The following is a 21,183-nucleotide window of genomic DNA, read 5'->3' as shown; positions in this document are numbered from 1 at the left end:
GCATGGTGACGCCGCCCGCGGTCCGGGGCAGGCTGACCCCGAACGCGCCGCTGGCACCGCTCGTCTGGTTCAAGGCGGGCGGGGCGGCGGAGTGGCTGTTCGAGCCGGCGGATATCGCGGACCTGACCGACTTCCTGGCTGCGCTGGACCCTTCGGTGCCGGTCTATCCGCTGGGGCTGGGGTCGAACCTGATCGTGCGTGACGGCGGGATGCCGGGCGTGGTGGTGCGGCTGGGCAAGCCATTCGCCAAGGTTGCGCGGATCGATGACGTGTCGCTGCGCTGTGGCGGCGGGGCAAGCGGCATATTGGTATCCTCCACCGCGCGTGATGCGGGGATCGCGGGTATCGAGTTCCTGCGCTCGATCCCCGGCACCGTCGGTGGCTTCGTGCGGATGAACGGCGGCGCCTATGGCCGCGAGGTGTGCGACGTGCTGGTCGAGGCGACGGTGGTGACGCGCGACGGCACGCTGGGGGTGTGGCCCGCCGAGCGGCTGGGCTATACCTATCGCCACTCGTCCCTGCCCGAGGGCGCGGTCGTGGTGGAAGCCGTATTCCGGGGAGAGCCGGGCGAACCGGCCGCGATCGGCGCGGAAATGGACCGCATCGCGGCAGCGCGCGAGGCGTCGCAGCCGCTGCGGTCGAAGACGGGCGGTTCGACCTTCAAGAACCCGGACGGGCACAAGGCCTGGGCGCTGGTCGACGCGGCCGGGTGCCGCGGGCTGACCCTGGGCGGTGCGCAGGTGTCGGAGAAGCACTGCAACTTCCTGCTCAACCTGGGCGATGCGACCGCCGCGGACATCGAGGCGCTGGGCGAGACGGTGCGGGACAGGGTAAGGGCGCAGTCGGGCGTGACGCTCGAATGGGAAATCCAGCGCGTAGGGGTTGTGAAGTGATGCATATCGCCGTTCTGATGGGCGGGTGGTCCGCCGAGCGATCGGTGTCGTTGCAGTCGGGCAATGGCGTCGCGGATGCGCTCGAGTCGCTCGGTCACCGCGTCACCCGGATCGACATGGACCGCGACGTGGCGGCGCATCTGGCCAAGGCCCAGCCCGATCTGGTGTTCAACGCGCTGCACGGATCGCCCGGCGAGGACGGCACGGTGCAGGGCATGCTGGACCTGATGGGCCTGCGCTACACGCATTCGGGGCTGGCCACTTCGGTGATCGCGATCGACAAGGTGCTGACCAAGCAGGCGCTGGTACCGCATGGCGTGCCGATGCCGGGTGGCCGGATCGTGAAGTCTGCCGACCTGTTCGAGCGCGACCCGCTGCCGCGCCCCTATGTGCTGAAGCCGGTGAACGAGGGATCGTCGGTCGGGGTCGCGATCGTCACCGACGAGGGCAATTACGGCAACCCGATCGCCCGTGGGGCCGTGGGGCCGTGGGGCGAGTTCGAGGAATTGCTCGCCGAGCCCTATATCCGCGGGCGCGAATTGACGACGGCGGTGCTCGGCAATCGCGCGCTGGGCGTGACCGAGTTGAAGCCGAAGAACGGCTGGTATGATTTCGACGCGAAATATACCGATGGCCTGACCGAGCATGTCTGCCCCGCGCAGATTCCGGACGAGATCGCGGACGCCTGCAAATCGCTGGCGCTGGAGGCGCACCGGTTGCTCGGGTGCAAGGGCGCCAGCCGCTCCGACTTCCGCTGGGACGACCAGCGCGGCGTCGACGGCCTGTTTTTGCTGGAAGTGAACACCCAGCCCGGCATGACGCCGCTCAGCCTGGTGCCCGAACAGGCGCGCCACCTGGGCATGAGTTACCCGCAACTGGTGCAGGCGATCGTCGACGAGGCTTTGTCCGGCACGGGGGCGGGCACCGGGGCTGAGACGCCGTGAGCCGGACGATCAAGCGCGGGCCACCGCCCAAGCGGCCGGCGCCCCGCCGCCGACAGCCGGTGCGCAAGGTGCCGCTGTCGCAGCGCATCCTGGCACGCGTGCCGGTGAGCGAGGAGACGGTGAAGAAGGTCGTCACCTGGACGATCACCGGGAGCGCCGGTATCGCGGCGCTCGCGCTGGCGACATGGATCGGCGTGCCGGGGATGATCGGCACCGCGCTTGCAGAACAGGTCGGACGTGCCGGCTTCCGGGTCGAACAGATCGAGGTGACCGGGCTGAAGCGGATGGACCGGATGTCGGTCTATGCTGTCGCGCTCGACCAGCAGAGCCGGGCGATGCCGCTGGTCGATCTGGAGGCGGTGCGCCAGAAGCTGCTCCGCTATGGCTGGATCAAGGACGCGCATGTCTCGCGCCGCCTGCCGGACACGCTGCTGGTCGATATCGAGGAGCGGACGCCGGCGGCGGTGTGGCAGGACAATGGCCAGTTGACGCTGATCGATGCGCAGGGCGTGCTGCTGGAGCCGGTGAGCGCGACCGCCATCCCCGACCTGCCGCTGGTGATCGGGCCGGGCGCCGACCGGCAGGAAGCGGCGTATCAGGCGCTGCTCGCCGCGGCGCCCGCGCTGAAGCCCCGGGTGAAGGCGGCGACCTGGGTCGGCAATCGCCGCTGGGACCTGACGTTCGAAAGCGGCGAGACGCTGGCGCTGCCCGAAGAAGGGGCGGGGACCGCGCTGGTCAAATTCGCCGAAATGGATGGCGCGCGGCCGCTATTGGGCCGGGGATGGGTGCGCTTCGACATGCGTGACCCCGCAAAGCTCGTTGCGCGCAAGCCGGGAATGAATCAGAATCACGCCATCGCCGAGCCGCAAGGGGGTATCCCGGCGATGACCGCAAGCGCCGATGGCGCATAAAGGGGCACGGCAATGGCAAAGGTGGCACCGGAAGGCCTGATTACCGCCTTGGACATCGGATCGTCCAAGGTGTCGGCGATGATCGCCAGGAAGGGCGATGGCGGCGAACTGATCGTGCTGGGCACCGGGCAGCGCGAAAGCCGGGGCGTCAAGCGCGGCTATATCGCCGACATGGGCGCGACCGAGGCCGCGGTGCGCGAGGCGGTGGAACAGGCCGAGCGGATCGCGGGGCTGAACATCGAGAATGTCTGGGTAGGATTCTCCGCGGGCGGGCTGGTGTCCGACGTGGCGGAGGTGGAATTCGAACTGGGCGGCCACCGCGTGGAACAGGGCGACATCGACGCGCTGCTCCAGGCCGGGCGCAACTCGATCGATCCGCAGGGGCGCATGGTGCTGCACGCGCAGCCCGCGCTCTACACGCTCGATGGGCTGACCGGCGTGAAGAAGCCGCTGGGGCTGCATGCCGACCGGCTGGGCGTACACATCCATGTCGTCGCCGCGGACGGATCGCCGGTGCGCAATCTCGACCTGTGCGTACGCTCGGCGCATCTGGAGGTAAAGTCGATCATCGCCTCGCCGGTCGCCACCGGGCTCGCCTGCCTGTCGGAAGAAGAGCGCGAGCTTGGCGTCGCGCTGGTCGAGATGGGGGCGGGGATCACCAACGTGTCGCTGTTCGCGGGCGGCATGCTGGTCGGGCTGTGTTCGCTGCCCATGGGGGCGGCGGACATCACCGACGATGTGGCATCCGCCTTCGGTACGCGCCGCCAACAGGCGGAGCGGATGAAATGCTTCCACGGCTCGGCCAATGCGTCGCCGCGCGACAATCACGACATGATCCCGGTCGTGCCGATCTCGGCCGAGGATGGCGCGGGCGAGGGGATGCAGATCACCAAGGCGCAGTTGATCGGCGTGATCCGCCAAAGGCTGGAACATCAGATGGGGGAGATTCGCAAGGCGCTCCAGCATCTTAAATTCGAGGGTCCGGTGGGGCGCCAAGTGGTGCTGACGGGCGGCGGTGCGGAACTGAAGGGCGTGGCGGACTATGCCCAGCAGGCGCTGGGACGCTCCGTCCGGGTCGGCCGGCCGCGCGGATTGACCGGACTGCCCGAAGCGCATGGGGGACCGGCTTTCGCGACGCTTGCAGGTCTGGCTTTCTATGCGGCGGCGGATCCGATCGACCTGCGCAGCGTTGCCCCGGCGGGGCAAACCGTCCACCGGCCGAGCGGCATTGGAATTTTCCGGAAGCTTATACAGGCTGCACGCGCAAATTATTGATACGCGATCGCGCGAATCGCGTGCTTTTCGATTGGCACCGGGCAATAGCTTAGTGCACAAAGGTTAATCAGGGGCCCGAACCCAGCGTATCGTTTCGGGACGGCGGAGAATTTTGGATGAGCATCGAATTCATCGCACCGGAAGTCGACGAACTGACGCCGCGCATTGCGGTGATCGGCGTCGGCGGTGCGGGCGGCAACGCCATTGCGAACATGATGCGGGCCGATGTGCAGGGGGTCGACTTTCTGGTCGCCAATACCGACGCGCAGGCCTTGAAGCAGTCGAACGCACCCAACCGCATCCAGTTGGGCGCAAAGATCACGCAAGGGTTGGGCGCGGGCGCCCGGCCGGAGATCGGTCGCGCGGCGGCCGAGGAGACGATCGAGAGCCTCGCCAAGCAGCTTGAGGGGTGTCACATGGTGTTCATCGCCGCCGGAATGGGCGGCGGCACGGGCACCGGTGCGGCGCCCGTCATCGCCAAGGCGGCGCGCGACATGGGCATCCTGACCGTCGGCGTCGTCACCAAGCCGTTCGCGTTCGAGGGCAATCGCCGGTCGAAGGCGGCGGACGGCGGGATCGAGGAGCTGCAGAAGTTCGTCGATACGCTGATCGTCATCCCCAACCAGAACCTGTTCCTGATCGCCAATGCGAACACGACCTTCAAGGAAGCGTTCTCGATGGCAGACGAGGTGCTGCAACAGGGTGTGCGCGGCATTACCGACCTGATGGTCATGCCCGGCCTGATCAACCTGGACTTTGCCGACGTGCGGTCGGTGATGCAGGAGATGGGCAAGGCGATGATGGGCACCGGCGAGGCGGAGGGCGACAACCGCGCGCTCGAAGCCGCGCAGAAGGCGATCGCCAACCCGCTGCTCGACGGCGTGTCGATGCAGGGTGCCAAGGGCGTCATCATCTCGATCACCGGCGGCGACGATATGCGCCTGCTGGAAGTGGACGAGGCGGCGAACCATATCCGCGACCTGGTCGATCCGGACGCTAATATCATCTGGGGTTCGGCGTTCAATCCCGAGCTGGAGGGTCGCATCCGCGTGTCGGTGGTGGCGACCGGTATCGATGCCGATGTGAAGGCGGCGCCGACGCCGGCTCCGTCCGAATCGTCGCGCGGTTTCAGCTTCGGCATGGGCCGCAAGTCGGACGAGACGCCGTCCTTCCGCCCGAGCGAGCCCGCCGCACCTGCACAGGCGGTTCAGCCGCTGGCTCCGGAGCAGGCACCGGCAGCCGCTGCCGCCGTGGCACCGCGGACCGCATCCGCTCCGACCCCGCCGGCGCCCGCCGCCGACGAGGACGAACTGGTGCTGGGCAGCGACACGATCGTGCCGCAGGATACGCCTGCCGCACCGCCGGCACCCGCCGCACCGATTGCGCCTGCCGCCGGTGAAGATCCGTCTCGCCGGCGCTGGCTGGCGCCGGGTGGGGAGGGCACCCCCGATCAGGCAGCCGCTCCGGCGCCGCGGGTAAAGATGGGCGGCACGCTGTTCGAGCGGATGTCGAACGCTGCGCGCGGTGCGGCCCAGGGCGATAACGGCAATGCCGAGCCGATGGATATCCCGCGCTTCCTGCACCGTCAGAACAACCAGTAAGATCGGCGCGGGCTGGACCCGCTGCCGGACAGGACAGGGGAAAGGGCCGGGCGCGCCGAATGCGCGATCCGGCCCTTCCTTGTTGCTCCGCCTGCCGTTCGGCGTGAGGACCGGGCCGATGGCCGTTCTCCGGTACGGTGACGGGCTGGTCAAGCGAGGCGCATCATGCTTTAGCGATGCCGGTCCCATGACGTCATCGATGCTCTCTCGCGCCGCTCTGGCGCTCGCGCTGGCGCTGGCGGCGCCGTCTCCCCTGCTGGCTCAGGAAGTGGTCCAGCCATTGCCCGGTACGACCGAGGCGGATCGGTTGGGCGAGGTGATGCGGCGTGTGGCGGCGCGGCCGACGGACGTCGATGCGTTGGTGCAGGCGGGGGAGATGTCGCTGCACCTGGACGACATGAGTGGGGCGGCATCGTTGTTCGCGCGGGCGCAGAAGGTGTCGCCGAGCGATCCAAGGGTGAAGGCGGGCATGGCGTCGATCCTGGTGCGGTCGGAGCGGCCGGGCGAGGCGCTGCGCTACTTCACACAGGCCGAGTCGATGGGACTGCCCGTCGCACGGATGGCGGCCGATCGCGGCTTCGCCTATGACCTGATCGGCGAGCAGGAGCGGGCGCAGCGCGATTACCGTACCGCGCTTCAGAACAATCCGGAGGACGAGACGCGGCGACGCTATGCGCTTTCGCTCGGCATTTCCGGCAAGCGTGACGAAGCCCTGGCGGTACTCGACCCGCTGCTCCGCAGCAGCGACCGCGCGGCATGGCGTGCCCGCGCCTTCATTCTGGCAATGACCGGAGATCAGGCCGGCGCGGTGAAGATCGCGACGACGATGATGCCGCCGCAACTTGCGCAGGGTATTCAGCCCTTCTTCCAGCGCCTGCCGACGCTGAACGCGGTCGACCGGGCCTTTGCCGTCCATTTCGGCGAGCTGCTGCCGACGCCGGAGCGGATCGCGGACGCGCGCCTGGCGCCCGCGCTGACCCCGCTGCCGGCGGCTGTCGCGACCCCGGCGCCCGTCGCGCTCGCGGCCGTGCAGCAGCCCGCCGCCCGCTCCGAAAGCCGCAGCGAGCGCCGTCGCCGCGAACGGGAGGAACAGCGCGCCCGTCGCGTCGAGATGGCGGCCCAGACGGCGCGTCCAACGGCGGCACCGGTCACCCGTGCTGCGACGCCGATGACGATAGTTCAGCCTTTGCCGCAGGTCGCCACGCGAAGCATCGCCGCGCCATCGGCGCCGGTTCGAACCACCACGGCGCCCGCGCAACTCGCCACGGTGCAGCCTCTGCCACAGACGTCGCCCGCGCCGGTGGCGCAGACCGCGCCAGTCGCTCCGGTTTCTACCAACGGGACGCGAAGCGCCGCGGCGCAGTCGGTACCAGTCGCACCCGTGCGAACCGCGCCGGTGCAAACCGCCATGGTGCAGCCGCTTCCGCGGGCCGATCCGCCGCGCACGGCTGCGGCCGCCTCACCAACGGCGGCGAGCAGTGCGGCGACGGCGGTTCGTGACGATTCGGTGCTTGCGCGGATCGTGGCGGGGTTGTCCATTCCGGCGGCGGAGCTGGGGGTCGAGGGGCCGGTGCGGGCGGTGTCGCCGGTGGGCGAGGCGACGGAGCAGGTGCTGGCCGAAGCGAAGGCGCGTTCGGCGCAGGATGTGGCGACGCGGGCGAAGGCGGTAGCGCTGATCCCCGATGCCGAGGATGAGAAGCCCGCACCGGCAAAGATCGCGGCGGCCGCCTCCAAAAAGCCCGCAAAGCCGGAAGCGGAAGAGCCCAAGCCGCTGACGGCGGCGGAAAAGAAGGCCGCGGCGGCCAAGGCGGCTGCGGAAAAGAAGGCCGTGGCCGAGAAGAAGGCCGCCGCGGAGAAGAAGGCGCTCGCGGCCAAGGAGGCGGCCGAGGAAAAGAAGCTGGCCCGTGCCAACCCGGCCCGCATCTGGGTGCAGGTGGCGGGCGGCGCGAACGCGAACGATCTGCCAAAGGCCTGGAGCGCGACCAAGAGCAAGGCGGCGAGCGCCTTTGCCGGCAAACAGGGCTATTCGACGCCGCTGCGCGCCACCAATCGCGTGCTGACCGGGCCGTTCAAGACCGACGCTGAGGCGCGCGCGTTCGTCAACACCTTGTCCAAGCAGGGTGTCAGTGCCTTCACCTTCACCAGCGATGCCGGACAGGTCGTCACCAAGCTACCCACCAAATGATGGTGCGTGCATCCTGGGCATCGGACCCCGCCGCCACACGGGGCCGGCTGCACGGCGAGGCAAGCGGACTGGAGCGGGGACCGCGCGACGCGTTCCAGCGCGATCGCGACCGGATCATCCATTCGATCAGCTTCCGCCGCCTGCGTCACAAGACGCAGGTCTTCATGGCGCCGGACGGCGATCATTTCCGCGTTCGACTGACCCACAGCCTGGAGGTGGCGCAGATCGGGCGCACCGTGGCGCGCACGCTGGGGTTGAACGAGGATCTGACCGAAGCATTGTGCCTGGCGCACGATATCGGGCACCCGCCGTTCGGGCATGCGGGGGAGGATGCACTCAAGGCGGCACTGGCCGGCGTGGGCGGGTTCGATCACAATGGCCACACGCTGCGCACCCTGACGGCGATCGAGCGGCCCTATCCCCGCTGGGACGGGCTGAACCTGAGCTGGGAAACGCTGGAGGGACTGGCCAAGCATAACGGCCCGGTGCGGCATCCCGGCTGGGCGTTGCAGGCAGCCGATGCGGAATTTCCGCTCGATCTGCAAAGCCATGCCTCGCTGGAGGCGCAGGTGGCGGCGATCGCGGACGACATCGCCTATGACAATCATGACATCGATGACGGGCTTCGCGCCGGGCTGCTGACGCTGGACCAGTTGCTTGCGATCCCGCTGGTCGCGCGGGGGTGGACGGCGGCGTGCGCGCGCTTTCCCGATGTGCCGGCCAAGCGACTGGCGAGCGAACTGATCCGCGCGCAGATCGGCGCGATGGTCAACGATCTTGTGGCCGAAACGCAGCGGCGCATCGAGGATAGCGGCGTGCGCAGTGTGGAGGACGTACGCGGTGCCGGGCGCGCGCTGGCGGCGTTTTCGGATCAGATGCGCGAGGAGGAGCGCGACCTGAAGCGCTTCATGTACGCCAATCTTTATCACCACCCCCGGCAACTGGAGGCGGCGGCGGCGGCGCATGCAGTGGTATCGGGTCTGTATGCGGCCTATTCGGCGGATCCCGCCGCGATGCCCGACGAATGGCGGGAGCGGTTGCCGGCAGAGGAGCCGGATCGCAGCCGGCATATCGCGGATTTCATCGCGGGCATGACCGACCGGTTTGCGGTGGCGCGATACCGCGATCTGGTGGGGCCGATCGATCTACCGGAGGGGTTTTAGCCGAGCTTCGTTATCGCACTGTGCGGAACCTGTGCTTCGACTTCGCTCAAGCCGAACGGATGTGCGGACGCAGGTTCAACGTAGGATGATCCAGCAAAAAAAAGGGCCGCCCCGTCGCCGGAGCGGCCCTTTTCTGTTGGTGACCGGGTGACGATCAGCGTGCGCTGGTTTCCAGGCCGCGGCTGACCGCGCCCTTGGCGTCGGCGGCGCGGAAGGACCCGGGCGTCTTGCCCGAGAAGCCCGAAACACGGCCGTCGCGGACCACCAGGCGGAACGGCTCGCCACCGGGATAGCGACGACCCTCGATCACCTGGCCGGACTTGGCGGGCGTGGCGGTATAGACATAGGTCTGGCCGTCATGGGTGAAGCGCTGCTCGTCGGCGGCGACCGCGGCGGTGGCGAAGGTGGCGGCCGTCGCAGCGGCCAGCAGGATGGTCTTGCGCATCGTCGATGCTCCTGGTTGTGCGGGTGGCCGCAACAGCCTCCGCAGGGTTGCAGACGGGATATTGCGGTGCAGCATCAGCGGCAAATGCAAAGGCGCGGTTGCGCGGTTGCAGCTTTTGCACGCTTCGAGGAAGCGCGCCGGGCGGGATTTGAAGCGCGGCGGGCTTTCGGCTAGAGCGCACCGCTTTCTGTTCGATCGGACCTGGTGATGACGCTCTACACCCGCTTTGCCGCGCATATCGATGCGGCGCTGGACACGCTGGTCGCCGCCGGCACGCTGCCCGGCGGGCTGGATCGCCGGAACGTGACGGTGGAGCCGCCGCGCGATGCGAGCCACGGCGATCTGGCGACGAACGCCGCGATGGTGCTGGCTAAGCCCGCCGGCACCAATCCGCGCGTGCTGGCCGAGGCGCTGGCCGCCGAGCTCGGCCGGCTGGACGATGTCGCGCAGGTCGCGGTGGCGGGGCCGGGCTTCATCAACCTGACGCTGACCGACGATGCGTGGCGTGGCGAGTTGTCCGCGATCCCGGCGGCAGGGGCGGATTATGGCCGCTCGGCACGAGGCAACGGCGTGACCGTCAACATCGAATATGTCTCGGCCAACCCCACGGGACCGATGCACATGGGCCATTGCCGCGGCGCGGTGGTGGGCGATGCGCTGGCCAGTCTGCTGGAGTTCGCCGGGCACAAGGTGATCCGCGAATATTATGTCAACGATGCCGGCGGGCAGGTGGATGTGCTCGCCCGCTCGGTCCACCTGCGCTACCGCGAGGCGCTGGGCGAGACGGTGACGATCCCGGAGGGGCTGTATCCCGGCGATTATCTGGTGCCGGTTGCCAGCGAACTGGCAGCGGAGTTCGGCGATCGCTTCGTGGCGGCGCCCGAAGCCGAGTGGCTGGCGACATTCCGCACGCGCGCGGTGGCGGCGATGATGGCGATGATCCGCGAGGATCTGGCATTGCTCGGCATCCATCACGACGTCTTCTCGTCCGAGGCCGAATTGCAGGCGGCGGGAAAGCCCGAGGCGGCGGAGGCCGAGCTGCGCGCGCGCGGTCTCGTCTATGACGGCGTGCTGGACGCGCCCAAGGGCGAGACACCCGAAGACTGGGAGCCGGTGGAGCTGCCGCTGTTCCGCTCCACCGCTTACGGCGACGATCAGGATCGGCCGATCAAGAAGTCGAACGGGCAGTGGACCTATTTCGGTGCCGACCTGGCCTATCACTTCCAGAAGGCGCAGAGCGCCGACCAGTTGATCGATATCTGGGGCGCGGACCATGCCGGCACGGTCAAGCGGATCGTGGCGGCGGTGGCGGCGCTGACCGAGGCCAAGACGCGGTTCGACGTGAAGCTGGTGCAGATGGTGCGCCTGTTGCGCGGTGGCGAGCCGGTGAAGATGTCCAAGCGTGCCGGCAATTTCGTGACGCTGGCCGATGTGGTGCGTGAGGTGGGCCGCGACGTGGTGCGCTTCACCATGCTGACCAGGCGCGCCGATGCGCAGATGGACTTCGACTTCGCCAAGGTGGTGGAGGCGTCCAAGGACAACCCGGTCTTCTACGTCCAATATGCCCATGCCCGGATCGCGTCGCTGCACCGGCGTGCGAGCGAGGCGGGGATTGCGGAAGGCGAGGCCGACCTGTCCCGCCTTGATACGGAGGAACTGGCGCTGGTGAAGCTGGCGGCGCAGTTCCCCCGGATCGTGGAGACGGCGGCGGCGGCGCGGGAACCGCACCGGATCGCCTTTTATCTCTATGATCTGGCCGCTGCCTTCCATGCACTCTGGAATGTCGGCAACGATCGCCCCGATCGCCGCTTCCTGGTGGTGGAGGATGCCGAGGCGACGCGCGCACGGCTTTTCTTGGCGTCCGCGATCGGGCAGATTGTGCGCAATGGCCTCGCCATCATGGGCGTCGAGGCCGTCTCGGAGATGAAGTGAATGGCGGACGAGATGGATCTGCGCGAGGAAGATCGCCTGCCGTGGCTGGAGACGGTGGAGCCCGATGAGCCCGAAGGGGTCGGCATCGGCAAGGTCGTCGCGCTGGTCGTGCTGGGGCTGGGCGTGCTGGCCGCGATCGTCTTCGGCATCTACCGCTTGCAGACGCGCGGTGGCGAGGGCGGCGACGGTACGGTGATCGCCGCGCAGGAAGGCGACTACAAGGTGCGCCCGAACGATCCGGGCGGGCTGAAGGTCAAGGGCGAGGGCAACAGCGCCATCGCGACCAGCGCCGGCAAGGGCGGCACCGGGAACGGCGCGATCGACCTGGCGGCGGTTCCGGAAAAGCCAGTCGACGGCACGCGCGTCGTCCAGAAGCCGAGCGAGGCCGGCGGTGGCCGCAATGCGGTGGCGCAGGTACCGGAATCGGGCGGGCGGCTGGTTGCCGCGGCCCCGGTGACGGTGAAGCGCGCGCCGGTACAAGGGGGCGGCACCGGCGGTTCGCTGGTACAGCTTGGCGCCTATCCCAGCGAAGCCGTGGCGAACGAGGCATGGGGCCGCTTTTCCAAGCGCTTCTCCTATATCGCGGCGCTGGGCAAATCGGTGGAGACGGTGTCGATCAACGGCCGCACGCTCTACCGGCTGCGCGTGAATGCGGGCAGCGCGAACCAGGCCGCCGATATCTGCGGGCGGCTGCGCGTGGCGGGCGAAAGCTGCTTCGTCGCAAGCTGAGGTTGGTGGCGCGGGCTTCGTCGTCACGCTAGACCCGTGATATGAAGCCCGTCATCTTCGGCCTGTCCGGCCCCGTTCTCACCGCCGACGAACGCGCGTTCTTTGCAAGCGTCGAGCCGGCCGGCTACATCCTGTTCAAGCGCAACATCGTCGATCGGATGCAGGTGCGCGCGCTGACCGACTCCCTGCGCGCGCTGGCCGGGCGCGACGATCTGGCGATCCTGATCGATCAGGAGGGCGGGCGCGTGGCCCGGATGGGGCCGCCCGAATGGCCCGCTTTCCCCGCCGGTCCGGTCTTCGATGCGCTGTACGACGTGGCGCCGATGTCGGCGATCCAGGCGGCACGCGCCAATGGGCAGGCGCTGGGGCTGATGCTGCGCGAGGTGGGGATCACCGTGGACTGCGCGCCGCTGCTCGACGTGGTGCAGGCCGACACGACCGAGGCGATCGCCTGCCGTGCCTATGGCCGGGAGCCGAAGCGCGTGGCGGCGCTGGGCCGGGCGATGCTGGAGGGGCTGGCGGCGGGCGGCGTCGTCGGCGTGGTCAAGCACATGCCGGGGCATGGCCGCGCACTGGTCGATTCGCATCATCTGTTGCCCACTGTCGTCGCCGATGCCGCGGCATTGGAGGACGATCTGGCGCCGTTCCGTGCACTGGCGGCAGCGCCCATGGGCATGACCTCGCACATCGTGTTCGAGGCGTGGGATGCGGAGCGACCGGCCACGCTCTCCCCGGTGGTGATCGAGCGGATCATCCGCGGCGAGATCGGGTTCGACGGGTTGCTGATGACTGACGACATCGACATGAAGGCGCTGTCGGGCAGTGCCGGCGAAAAGGCGGCGGGGGCGATCGCGGCAGGGTGCGACCTGGTGCTCGATTGCTGGGCGCGGATGGACGAGATGGTGGAGATTGCCGGGCGGCTGGAGCCGATCGGCGCGGCGGCGCGGACGCGGCTGGACCGGGCGATGGCGAGCGTCGGCGCCGGGGAGGGCGATTTCGATGCGCTGATCGCGACGCGCGACGCGTTCCTGTCGCTGGTGGAGTGACGTGGCGGGCGAGCAGCTGACGCTGGATCTGGAGGGCTGGGAAGGGCCGCTGGACCTGCTCCTGTCGCTGGCGCGTGCGCAGAAGGTGGACCTTCGCCAGATCTCGATCCTGGCGCTGGTCGAGCAATATCTGAACTATGTGAACCGGATGCGGGCGCTGCAACTGGAGGTGGCGGCCGATTATCTGGTGATGGCGGCGTGGCTGGCGTTACTGAAATCCTCGCTGCTGCTGCCGCGGCCGCCCGAGGCGGAACCGGATCCGGAAGACCTGGCGATGCGGCTGCAGCTACGGCTGGAACGGCTGGCGGCGATGCGCGAGGCAGGAGCGCGGCTGATGGCGCGCGATCGGCTGGGGCGCGACGTTTTCACGCGCGGCACGCCTGAAGGGCTGCGCGTCGAGCGGCAGGGGTGCTGGCGCGCAGAAATCTACGACCTTCTAACCGCTTACGGGCATGTCACGGCGCGAAATCGGCCGGTGATGCATGTGGTGGCGGATCGGCAGGTGATGACGCTGGAGACGGCGCTGGCGCGGGTGTCGCGGATGGTGGGCGAGCGGATCGACTGGACGGCGATCGAGCGCTTCCTGCCGGACGGGACCGAGCGGCTGCGGCGATCGGCGCTGGCGTCGAGCTTCGTGGCGGCGCTGGAACTGGCGCGGCAGGGGCGGGTGGCGATGCGGCAGGATGCGCCGTTCGCGCCGCTGTATCTGAAGGCGTCGGCGTGAGCGACCTGCTCCGCGCGGTGGAGGCGGTGCTGTTCGCTGCGGCCGAGCCGTTGACCGTGGAGGCGATCCGTCGACATATCGGCGGCGATGCCAGCGGCGCGGATGTGCGTGACGCGCTGGATGGACTGGCGGACCATTATGCCGAACGCGGCTTCCAGCTTGCCCGGCGCGGCGACCGCTGGCTGTTCCAGACCGCGCCCGATCTGGCGCATCTGCTGCGCCGGCAGCGCGACGAGCCTCGGCGGCTGACCCGCGCGGCGACCGAGACGCTGGCGATCATCGCCTATCATGAACCGGTGACGCGCGCGGAGGTGGAGGCGATCCGCGGCGTGGCGCTGTCGCGGGGAACGCTGGACGTGCTGATGGAGGCGGGCTGGGTGCGGCCCGGCCGGCGCCGCGAGGTGCCGGGGCGACCGCTGACCTATGTCACCACGCCCGACTTTCTGGCTAGTTTCGGGCTGGAAAGCCTGCGCGACCTGCCCGGCCTTGCCGATCTGCGTGCGGCGGGATTGCTCGACCCCGTCGACCCGGGTGCGGAGCGGATGGAGATGCGCGCCGAGGATCCCGAGGATGACGATGGCTGATCCGCTGTCACGCAGATGTAAGATGCCACGGCGAAAGCGCCCTCATCCGCCAACCGCGCCCCATCGGCCATTGCCCGTGGCGCGTGCAGCGCTTACATGAAACTTCGTTTTCAGGAGACGTGCCATGGGCAGCTTCAGCCCGATCCATCTTCTCGTCCTCGCCGTCGTGGCGATCCTGCTGCTGGGCGGCGGCCGCTTTTCGAACCTGATGGGCGATGTCGCCAAGGGCGTGAAGAACTTCAAGAAGGGCATGGCGGAAGAGGACGAGTCCTCGTCCAAGCCGTCGGCGCGCATCGAGGCCAAGAAGGCGGCCGAGCCTGCGTTCGACCGTGACGGCGAACGCGTGCGTGACGATCGCTGATCTTATCAGATAGTCCGGCGCCGCCATGTTCGATATCGCGCCGACCGAATTCATGCTGGTCGCCTTCGTGGCGCTTGTCGTGATCGGTCCGAAAGATCTGCCAAAAGCGATGCGGGTCGTCGGCTATTGGGTCGGCAAGGCACGCGGGGTCGCGCGCCAGTTCCGCCAGGGCTTCGACACCATGGTCCGCGAGGCGGAGCTGGAAGAAATGGAGAAGCGCTGGGCCGCGGAGAATGAGCGGATCATGCGCGAGCATCCGCCGGCACCGCCGGTCGCACTCGACGAGGATACGCCCGCGTCACCGGTGTCGCTGGACAAGCCGTCCGATCATCACGGCGATACCGATCCCGCTCATGACGACACCACCGACCGCCCGGTGACTGTCGAGAAGCCCCATATCGTGCCCGCGGCGCCAGATACGCCTGCGCATACGCGGGACGGAGCCCCGTCTTGACCGAGACCGACGAACTGGATGCCAGCCGCGCACCCTTGCTGGACCATCTGATCGAGCTACGCCGGCGCTTGCTATATTGCATGCTCGCCATCGGGCTGGCGTTTGCCGTGTCCTATTATTTCTCGGAGTCCATTTTTGGCTTCCTCGCCCGGCCCTTGTTGAAGGTCGGCCAGGGGCGGGTGATCTATACCGAGATATTCGAAGCCTTTTTCGTGCAGGTGAAGGTCGCCTTCTTTGCGGCCATGATGATCGCGTTTCCCGTGATTGCAAACCAGCTTTGGCAGTTCGTCGCGCCGGGATTGTATCGCAAGGAGAAGCGTGCGCTGCTGCCCTTTCTGATTGCGACGCCGATGCTGTTCCTGATGGGTGCGGCGATGGCCTATTATGTCGCGATCCCGATGGCGCTGCACTTTTCGATGGGATTTGACGGGATGGTCGGTGGCGTGCGGCGTGAAGCGCTGCCCGCGATCGGCAACTACCTGTCGTTCGTCATGCAGTTCCTGTTCGCATTCGGACTGGCGTTCCTGCTGCCGGTGCTGTTGATGCTGCTGGAGCGGGCCGGGATCGTCACCCGCAAGCAATTGGTGGGGGCGCGGCGCTACGCCATTGTCGGCGCGACGGCGATCGCCGCGGTGCTGACCCCGCCCGATCTGATGAGCCAGATCCTGCTCGCGGTGCCGCTGTGCCTGCTGTACGAACTGGCGCTGATCGGCATCTGGTTTACCGAGCGCAAGCGCGCCAAGGAAGCCAGGCAGGATATCGAAACCGTTTGAGGCACCGGCCGGATAATCAGCCGACTGTTTGAACTCGATACGCAAAAAAACGGCCCCGCCACGCTTTTCGCGGTGGGGCCGTTTCTGTTTGAAGCCGGTAGGGCTTACTTGGCGTCGTTCGCCGTCTTGGCAACCGTATCGCCCGCCGAACCTACGTCGCGGCCGACGCCTTCCACCGTGTTGCAAGCGCTGACCATGAGCGCGCCAGCGACCAGCGCCAGCCCAACAAACTTACGCATAAGAACCTCCTGAACAGCGTAAATGCCTCAGCGCAAATGCCTGAGCCGGAGCGTTCGTTCCGCCGATGTTACGAGAAGAAGAAATGAACGGGAGGTACGAGGGAAACTCGCCCCGCCGACCATGCCCTGCTGCTTAAACGAATGTAGGCCTGGAAGCGCCACCGGGGGGGGAGGGTTGACGCTTCCAGGCCCATGTCGTGGACAGCGAGAGCGGGGGGGCACAAGATCGCTATCCGGGGAGTAGAACAGGCAACGAGGCTGAGGGTTCCAGAAGTGCCGAAAATTTTTCGGAAAAAATTCTGTTCGGGATTTCTAGCGCTTCGACGCCGGTGATCAGTCGCGGCCGACAATGGCGATCGTGATCTCGTAGGCCCCGCTGAGCGGGTCATGATGAAGCTTGGCCCGAAGCTGGCGCGCCAGCCCCTCCATGACGCGGCCGTAGCGATTGGTCGCAAGGTCTCGCAGCGTGTCGTCCTCGACCAGTGCGCGCGACACGACGCGCAGCCTGGCCCGGTCGGGCTCGTCGGCGATCGGCTTGACCACCAGGCGGATCTGCGCGGTTGGGTCGCAGCCCATGGCCAGTTCGATCGTCTCGGTGATGAGAAAGGCCACTGCGACGGCGACGTCCTGATTGACCAGTACCGGATCGACATCGAGCGTGATCCCAAGGCCGTGAGACTGCTCGGGCGCGGTGGCACGGATGTTCGCGGCCAGTTCCCCAATCATCGTGCGCAGGTTCAGCCCGCGATTTTCCTCGAGCTCCGCGAAATGGTTGCGGTGTACCACGGCCAACGCATCGACCCGACGCTGGATCGAAGAGTAGGCGGCAGTCGCCTCCGGAGTCTTCGCGCCGCGTGCGTGGAAGTTGATGAGGCTGGAAATGACCTGAAGGTTGTTCTTGACCCGGTGATGCACCTCCCGGGTCAGCTTCGTCTGGCGCACCAGACCTTCGGCCAGGCCCTCCTCGTGCATCGCAACCGTCTGGGTGATCGCCTGGAAGGTTTCCGCGAGGTCGCGAATTTCCTGTGCCGGCGCGGCCCGCACGGCGCTGATGTCCAGCGCTTCGCCGGGTTCATAGGCAGCAACCGTGCGGCGCAACTGCCGCAGCGGACGGATCAGCAGCCGGTCGACCACGAGCCAGCCGATGCCCACCGCCGCGATCCACATCAGGATCGGCAGGGCGAGTGCCACGACCAGCGAGGAGGTGATCGGCGCGCTGCGCATGCTGGTGCGCAGCGACAGGCCGGCGATGCCCAGATCGGTGGTCAGCGTCTCCATCCGATCGAGCGGACCGCGGGCATCGATCCTGTCGAGGACCAGCGCCTCCTCTCCCCGTTGCAGGACGTTCTCCGCTGGATCAGTACGCGTATTGCGCGTCACCAGCGCGCGCAAGAAGGACTGGGGAAAGAATGCCCGCGCCGCGGTTCGGCGATCGCTGGCCTCGATCGAAAGAACAAGACCCTGGTCGGGCAGAATGTCGGCGCCGACCGGCGATGCCCGGTCTCGAACGGGCATGGCGGCGGGCAGAGCGTCCCCGCACAGCGCGCGGCCGCGACGGTCGACGATCTGGAAGCGGGCGCCGGACATGGATTGCTGCGCAAAGACACCCTGGGCGCGTGCGCAACTCGGCAGATCCAGCGGGTCGTTGCCCAGGGCACTGACGGCAACGCGCAGCGCGGTCATGTCGCCCGACAATTCGGTCGCCAGCGCACGCGCATCCTCGTTCGCGGCGACGCGCAGGCGACCGCGCGCCTCCGCATCGGCCAGTCGCGTGGTCTGCAGCGTCGCGAAAATGGCGATCAGCGCGAGCAGCAGCAGCGCCACGCTGAGGATCAGGACGAGTTTCGACCCCGTCGTCAACCTGGCCAATGCCGGCAGACGCGAGGGCGATGCATCGTTGTTCGATACGATAGCGTTGTCAGTGGCCATAAGGCCCCTGTTCAGTCGAGCTTGCTCAAGAGATCAAGCATCTCGTCCGGAATTTTTTCATCGACCGCCTTCTGGTACACCGAGCGCAGCGCGCCCCCCATGTCCCGGTCCTTGTCCGCACCCTGCTGACCTGAATCGCCGAGCTGGCGCGGTTTGCTGGACGGCGTGGTCTTCTTCGTCTCGGTGCCCAAACTCAAAAATTCCCCCTGCACGACCCAAGGAACTGGGCAACAGACGTTGCGGTAACGGTTCTCGCCGTGCTTCCGCGACGTGTGCGAGCCATAGTTGATAACGCGAGGAAACCAAATTGGATGTCGATGGTTCCAGCCGCAACGCGAAAAATCCGCGCGGCGATGGTTCGTCCGCCGTCGGGCGGCAATTTCGACGAACGGGATTGAAAACCGGCGGGCCCCCGGACACATGACAGGCCCGCGATCACGTCAGGGAGTACCCAATACCCATGTCGCTTGGACAGCAACTTGCGCCTCATCTTCCTTTCCTGCGGCGCTATGGCCGGGCCCTGACCGGCAGCCAGAGCCATGGTGACAAATATGTCCGCGCCACGCTGGAGGCGATCGTCGCCGCACCCGACCAGTTTCCGCGGGACGTCGATCCGCGGCTTGGCCTGTACCGCATGTTCCAGGGGATCTGGTCGTCCGCGAACTATGACGAGCTGGATAACGACGCCAGCAGCGCCGATGGCGGCGAGGCCGTCGCGCGCGCCCGCCTTGCCCGTATGACTCCCCTGTCCCGTCAGGCTTTGCTGCTGACCGCGATGGAAGGGTTCACGCCGGAAGATGCGGCCTATCTGATCGACGTCGATCCCAGCGAGGTCGAAAAGCTCGTCGCGGAGGCGCTGGCCGAGATCGAGAAGCAGACGCGTGCGCGCGTGCTGATCATCGAGGACGAACCGATCATCGCCATGGATATCGAGACGATCGTGCGCGACCTGGGTCATGAAGTGACGGGTGTTGCCGTGACCCGCGACGAGGCGGTGGCATTGGCGATGGAGGACCGTCCCGGTCTGGTGCTGGCCGACATCCAGCTGGCCGACGACAGCTCGGGCATCGATGCGGTCAAGGACATCCTGGCCGAGTTCGAAGTGCCGGTGATCTTCATCACCGCATTCCCGGAGCGGTTGCTGACGGGCGAGCGGCCGGAGCCGACGTTCCTCATCACCAAGCCGTTCCAGCGGTCGACGGTGAAGGCCGCGATCAGCCAGGCGCTTTTCTTCGACGAAAGCACGGTTCCGGCAATTTAAACGATTACGGACCCAAAACGATGTTTGTGCGTTGACCGTGCATGGCTGATCCGAACGAACCCATGCATGTTGATGGCGAGCGCGCTCGGGCAGGAAGCACACCGCATATGACGCGGTATATCCTGCCCGTATCGCTCGTGCTGGTGATTGTCATCTTCGCCTTTCTGGTGATGCGCTGACTTCCACCGTCTTCACGCACACCGCTGGCATTCGGCCGGCCGGTTCCTTATGTAGCGACGGCGTTCGATTGCGAGCGTCTTCGGATGATCGGATTTCCATGACCCAGCCACAGCCGCGGGACGATTTCCCAGGCGACGCGCCGGTCGAGCACGTTGCTCTACCTGACTCCGAGTTCAAGGCGGAGCTTGCCCGAGTCATCCCGCATCTGCGTGCGTTCGGGCGATCGCTGTCCGGTAGCCGTGATCTGGCCGACGATCTGGTGCAGGAAACGCTGCTGAAGGCCTGGGCGGCGCGCAAGCGTTTCCAGGCCGGAACCAACATGCGCGCCTGGACCTTTATCATCCTGCGCAACCTGTATCTTTCGCAGATGCGTCGCGCGCGCTTCAAGGGCGAGTGGGACGATCTGGTCGCGGATCGCATTCTGGCGGCGCCGGCCAGCCAAGACCGTCATGTCGAGTTGGGGGACATGCAGCGCGCGCTGATGCATCTGCCGCAGCCGCAGCGCGAGGCGCTGATCCTGGTGGGCGCCGGCGGCTTTGCCTATGAGGAAGCCGCGGAAATCTGCAACGTCGCAGTCGGGACGATCAAGAGCCGGGTTGCGCGTGGTCGCGTGGCACTGGAATCGATTCTGAGCGATGGCACGCTGCCGTCGCGTCGCGAGCATGAAACGGACAGCAGCAAGACGGCGCTGGACACGATCATGGGCGATGTGGACGAACTCAGCCGCGGCCGGTGATCGATCGGTGTTGTCGATAGGGAAGGCCACTGCACATTCGTGCGGTGGCCTTTTTCAGTTCGCGCGGGTCGAGGCGATGTCGAGCTGGCGAAGGAGGGTGAGGAAGTCACCATTGCCGGTCGGCAGCGCGGTATAGGCATCGCGCAACGCCGCGCCGATGGCATCGGTCACACGTGGCCGCGCGACGACAATGCCGTTCCCATGCTTCATTCCGGATGCTTGCGGTGCCATACCAGCTCAACGGTCGGATGCGGCGCAAGTTTCCTGCCGGAATGTCAAGACATAAAACAGCATGGGACGAGGAATGACCCACCGCATCGAGCATGCAGCCATCGCCGAAGCTGCCGCGCGCGCGCGCGATCATTCGCCCTTTCTGGCCATGCTGATGGAGCGGGAGCCGGAGCGCGCGGCAGAGGCATTTGCAGGGCGACTGAACCTCGACATCCTGCGGCCCGGGGACGAACCGATCGGGCGGCGGCTTCGGCTGGAGCGTCGTGCGCTGGCGCTGACGGTCGCCCTGGGCGATCTTGCCGGAGTTCTGGATCTCAGCCGGGTCACCGGTGCGCTGACCGATTTTGCCGATCACGCGCTGGACGCCGCGATCCGCACCGCGATCAGCGAGCGGGTGCCGGATGCCGAGCCCCAAGGGTTCGTCGCCATCGCCCTGGGCAAGCAGGGCAGCGGCGAACTCAATTACTCGTCTGATATCGATCCGATCTTCCTCTTCGATCCGGAGACCTTGCCGCGGCGAGCGCGGGAGGAGCCGGAGGAGGCAGCGGTCAGAATCGGCAAGCGGGTGGTGGAGATATTGCAGGCGC

At 67.3% G+C, this 21,183-nt stretch carries 23 protein-coding genes and 1 pseudogene; 19 read left to right on the top strand and 5 right to left on the bottom strand.

The features are described from left to right. The first annotated feature begins 2 nt into the window (after nt 1–2). From murB to Q0U08_RS02165, 7 genes are all read left to right on the top strand, one after another. Nucleotides 3–893 (top strand): UDP-N-acetylmuramate dehydrogenase, encoded by an 891-nt coding sequence (murB, locus tag Q0U08_RS02195; protein WP_298089486.1) that lies wholly within the window; start codon nt 3–5, stop codon nt 891–893. Continuing rightward, a complete protein-coding gene (locus Q0U08_RS02190) occupies nt 893–1,837 on the top strand; it encodes a D-alanine--D-alanine ligase (protein WP_298089485.1) in 945 nt (314 codons plus the stop codon). The genes murB and Q0U08_RS02190 overlap by 1 nt, the downstream gene beginning before the upstream one ends. Next, entirely contained in the window at nt 1,834–2,748 is a 915-nt protein-coding gene (locus tag Q0U08_RS02185; protein ID WP_298089483.1) for a cell division protein FtsQ/DivIB, read from the top strand. Before Q0U08_RS02190 ends, Q0U08_RS02185 begins: the two co-directional genes overlap by 4 nt. 12 nt (nt 2,749–2,760) lie before the next feature. Further along, nucleotides 2,761–4,023 carry a cell division protein FtsA gene (gene ftsA, locus Q0U08_RS02180; protein WP_298089482.1) on the top strand — a complete coding sequence of 421 codons (1,263 nt, stop codon included), beginning with the start codon at nt 2,761–2,763 and terminating at the stop codon, nt 4,021–4,023. 116 nt (nt 4,024–4,139) lie between these two features. Then, on the top strand, nt 4,140–5,624 hold the full coding sequence (ftsZ, locus tag Q0U08_RS02175; protein WP_298089481.1) for a cell division protein FtsZ: 1,485 nt from the start codon (nt 4,140–4,142) through the stop codon (nt 5,622–5,624). Nucleotides 5,625–5,811: 187 nt separating this feature from the next. After that, nucleotides 5,812–7,809 carry an SPOR domain-containing protein gene (locus Q0U08_RS02170; protein ID WP_298089480.1) on the top strand — a complete coding sequence of 666 codons (1,998 nt, stop codon included), beginning with the start codon at nt 5,812–5,814 and terminating at the stop codon, nt 7,807–7,809. Continuing rightward, nucleotides 7,806–8,972, top strand: coding sequence for a deoxyguanosinetriphosphate triphosphohydrolase (locus tag Q0U08_RS02165; RefSeq protein WP_298089479.1), 1,167 nt, complete (start codon nt 7,806–7,808; stop codon nt 8,970–8,972). The genes Q0U08_RS02170 and Q0U08_RS02165 overlap by 4 nt, the downstream gene beginning before the upstream one ends. 154 nt (nt 8,973–9,126) lie before the next feature. Here the strand turns inward: Q0U08_RS02165 and Q0U08_RS02160 are convergent, their stop codons facing one another. Further along, nucleotides 9,127–9,417 (bottom strand): hypothetical protein, encoded by a 291-nt coding sequence (locus Q0U08_RS02160; protein WP_298089478.1) that lies wholly within the window; start codon nt 9,415–9,417, stop codon nt 9,127–9,129. A 207-nt stretch (nt 9,418–9,624) separates the two neighbouring features. Here Q0U08_RS02160 and argS point away from each other — a divergent pair, with 207 nt between their 5' ends. The 8 genes from argS to tatC all read left to right on the top strand — a co-directional run bounded on the left by argS (nt 9,625) and on the right by tatC (nt 16,020). After that, entirely contained in the window at nt 9,625–11,349 is a 1,725-nt protein-coding gene (gene argS / locus Q0U08_RS02155; RefSeq protein ID WP_298089476.1) for an arginine--tRNA ligase, read from the top strand. Next, nucleotides 11,350–12,078, top strand: coding sequence for an SPOR domain-containing protein (locus Q0U08_RS02150; protein ID WP_298089475.1), 729 nt, complete (start codon nt 11,350–11,352; stop codon nt 12,076–12,078). Nucleotides 12,079–12,119: 41 nt separating this feature from the next. After that, nucleotides 12,120–13,124: a glycoside hydrolase family 3 N-terminal domain-containing protein gene (locus Q0U08_RS02145; protein WP_298089473.1), complete on the top strand. Its 1,005-nt coding sequence runs from the start codon at nt 12,120–12,122 to the stop codon at nt 13,122–13,124. A gap of 1 nt (nt 13,125) precedes the next feature. Then, nucleotides 13,126–13,848: a ScpA family protein gene (locus tag Q0U08_RS02140; protein WP_298089472.1), complete on the top strand. Its 723-nt coding sequence runs from the start codon at nt 13,126–13,128 to the stop codon at nt 13,846–13,848. Next, entirely contained in the window at nt 13,845–14,432 is a 588-nt protein-coding gene (gene scpB / locus Q0U08_RS02135) for an SMC-Scp complex subunit ScpB (RefSeq protein WP_298089470.1), read from the top strand. Before Q0U08_RS02140 ends, scpB begins: the two co-directional genes overlap by 4 nt. A gap of 124 nt (nt 14,433–14,556) precedes the next feature. Further along, nucleotides 14,557–14,793, top strand: a complete 237-nt coding sequence (locus tag Q0U08_RS02130) for a twin-arginine translocase TatA/TatE family subunit (RefSeq protein WP_298089469.1) — start codon at nt 14,557–14,559, stop codon at nt 14,791–14,793. A 25-nt stretch (nt 14,794–14,818) separates the two neighbouring features. Further along, nucleotides 14,819–15,247, top strand: coding sequence for a Sec-independent protein translocase protein TatB (gene tatB / locus Q0U08_RS02125; RefSeq protein WP_298089467.1), 429 nt, complete (start codon nt 14,819–14,821; stop codon nt 15,245–15,247). Next, nucleotides 15,244–16,020: a twin-arginine translocase subunit TatC gene (tatC, locus tag Q0U08_RS02120; protein ID WP_298089466.1), complete on the top strand. Its 777-nt coding sequence runs from the start codon at nt 15,244–15,246 to the stop codon at nt 16,018–16,020. Before tatB ends, tatC begins: the two co-directional genes overlap by 4 nt. A gap of 104 nt (nt 16,021–16,124) precedes the next feature. Here the strand turns inward: tatC and Q0U08_RS02115 are convergent, their stop codons facing one another. From Q0U08_RS02115 to Q0U08_RS02105, 3 genes are all read right to left on the bottom strand, one after another. Next, nucleotides 16,125–16,259, bottom strand: a complete 135-nt coding sequence (locus Q0U08_RS02115; protein ID WP_112383462.1) for an entericidin A/B family lipoprotein — start codon at nt 16,257–16,259, stop codon at nt 16,125–16,127. Between the two features lie 333 nt (nt 16,260–16,592). Continuing rightward, complete coding sequence (locus Q0U08_RS02110) at nt 16,593–18,188, bottom strand: histidine kinase dimerization/phosphoacceptor domain -containing protein (RefSeq protein ID WP_298089465.1); 1,596 nt, start codon at nt 18,186–18,188, stop codon at nt 16,593–16,595. A gap of 11 nt (nt 18,189–18,199) precedes the next feature. Further along, nucleotides 18,200–18,379, bottom strand: coding sequence for a NepR family anti-sigma factor (locus Q0U08_RS02105; protein WP_298089464.1), 180 nt, complete (start codon nt 18,377–18,379; stop codon nt 18,200–18,202). A gap of 269 nt (nt 18,380–18,648) precedes the next feature. Between Q0U08_RS02105 and Q0U08_RS02100 the strand changes: the two genes are divergently transcribed. The 3 genes from Q0U08_RS02100 (at nt 18,649) to Q0U08_RS02090 (ending at nt 20,365) form a co-directional block, all read left to right on the top strand. Continuing rightward, nucleotides 18,649–19,449: a response regulator gene (locus Q0U08_RS02100; RefSeq protein ID WP_298089463.1), complete on the top strand. Its 801-nt coding sequence runs from the start codon at nt 18,649–18,651 to the stop codon at nt 19,447–19,449. Between the two features lie 41 nt (nt 19,450–19,490). Next, entirely contained in the window at nt 19,491–19,628 is a 138-nt protein-coding gene (locus tag Q0U08_RS02095) for a hypothetical protein (protein WP_162844014.1), read from the top strand. Between the two features lie 98 nt (nt 19,629–19,726). After that, nucleotides 19,727–20,365, top strand: coding sequence for a sigma-70 family RNA polymerase sigma factor (locus Q0U08_RS02090; protein ID WP_298089461.1), 639 nt, complete (start codon nt 19,727–19,729; stop codon nt 20,363–20,365). A gap of 54 nt (nt 20,366–20,419) precedes the next feature. On the opposite strand, the gene Q0U08_RS02085 is transcribed toward Q0U08_RS02090, so the two are convergent. Beyond that, nucleotides 20,420–20,575 (bottom strand): hypothetical protein, encoded by a 156-nt coding sequence (locus Q0U08_RS02085; protein ID WP_298089459.1) that lies wholly within the window; start codon nt 20,573–20,575, stop codon nt 20,420–20,422. Nucleotides 20,576–20,669: 94 nt separating this feature from the next. On the opposite strand from Q0U08_RS02085, the pseudogene Q0U08_RS02080 reads away from it, so the two are divergent. Continuing rightward, a pseudogene (locus Q0U08_RS02080) lies at nt 20,670–21,183 on the top strand (glutamine-synthetase adenylyltransferase); the annotation flags it as partial.

This window comes from uncultured Sphingomonas sp., assembly GCF_946477935.1.
Lineage (GTDB): Bacteria > Pseudomonadota > Alphaproteobacteria > Sphingomonadales > Sphingomonadaceae > Sphingomonas.
This window is presented reverse-complemented; position numbering and strand designations above follow the sequence as displayed.

What these genes read in the sequence shown, in the direction of transcription:
- murB (WP_298089486.1), top strand. Translation starts at nt 3, where the DNA reads ATGGTGACGCCGCCCGCGGTCCGGGGCAGGCTGACCCCGAACGCGCCG.
- ftsA (WP_298089482.1), top strand. Translation starts at nt 2,761, where the DNA reads ATGGCAAAGGTGGCACCGGAAGGCCTGATTACCGCCTTGGACATCGGA.
- ftsZ (WP_298089481.1), top strand. Translation starts at nt 4,140, where the DNA reads ATGAGCATCGAATTCATCGCACCGGAAGTCGACGAACTGACGCCGCGC.
- Q0U08_RS02150 (WP_298089475.1), top strand. Translation starts at nt 11,350, where the DNA reads ATGGCGGACGAGATGGATCTGCGCGAGGAAGATCGCCTGCCGTGGCTG.
- Q0U08_RS02085 (WP_298089459.1), bottom strand. Translation starts at nt 20,575, where the DNA reads ATGAAGCATGGGAACGGCATTGTCGTCGCGCGGCCACGTGTGACCGAT.
- Q0U08_RS02115 (WP_112383462.1), bottom strand. Translation starts at nt 16,259, where the DNA reads ATGCGTAAGTTTGTTGGGCTGGCGCTGGTCGCTGGCGCGCTCATGGTC.
- Q0U08_RS02145 (WP_298089473.1), top strand. Translation starts at nt 12,120, where the DNA reads ATGAAGCCCGTCATCTTCGGCCTGTCCGGCCCCGTTCTCACCGCCGAC.
- Q0U08_RS02100 (WP_298089463.1), top strand. Translation starts at nt 18,649, where the DNA reads ATGTCGCTTGGACAGCAACTTGCGCCTCATCTTCCTTTCCTGCGGCGC.
- Q0U08_RS02090 (WP_298089461.1), top strand. Translation starts at nt 19,727, where the DNA reads ATGACCCAGCCACAGCCGCGGGACGATTTCCCAGGCGACGCGCCGGTC.
- Q0U08_RS02095 (WP_162844014.1), top strand. Translation starts at nt 19,491, where the DNA reads ATGGCTGATCCGAACGAACCCATGCATGTTGATGGCGAGCGCGCTCGG.
- argS (WP_298089476.1), top strand. Translation starts at nt 9,625, where the DNA reads ATGACGCTCTACACCCGCTTTGCCGCGCATATCGATGCGGCGCTGGAC.
- Q0U08_RS02160 (WP_298089478.1), bottom strand. Translation starts at nt 9,417, where the DNA reads ATGCGCAAGACCATCCTGCTGGCCGCTGCGACGGCCGCCACCTTCGCC.
- Q0U08_RS02190 (WP_298089485.1), top strand. Translation starts at nt 893, where the DNA reads ATGCATATCGCCGTTCTGATGGGCGGGTGGTCCGCCGAGCGATCGGTG.
- Q0U08_RS02165 (WP_298089479.1), top strand. Translation starts at nt 7,806, where the DNA reads ATGATGGTGCGTGCATCCTGGGCATCGGACCCCGCCGCCACACGGGGC.
- Q0U08_RS02130 (WP_298089469.1), top strand. Translation starts at nt 14,557, where the DNA reads ATGGGCAGCTTCAGCCCGATCCATCTTCTCGTCCTCGCCGTCGTGGCG.
- tatB (WP_298089467.1), top strand. Translation starts at nt 14,819, where the DNA reads ATGTTCGATATCGCGCCGACCGAATTCATGCTGGTCGCCTTCGTGGCG.
- Q0U08_RS02110 (WP_298089465.1), bottom strand. Translation starts at nt 18,188, where the DNA reads ATGGCCACTGACAACGCTATCGTATCGAACAACGATGCATCGCCCTCG.
- Q0U08_RS02170 (WP_298089480.1), top strand. Translation starts at nt 5,812, where the DNA reads ATGACGTCATCGATGCTCTCTCGCGCCGCTCTGGCGCTCGCGCTGGCG.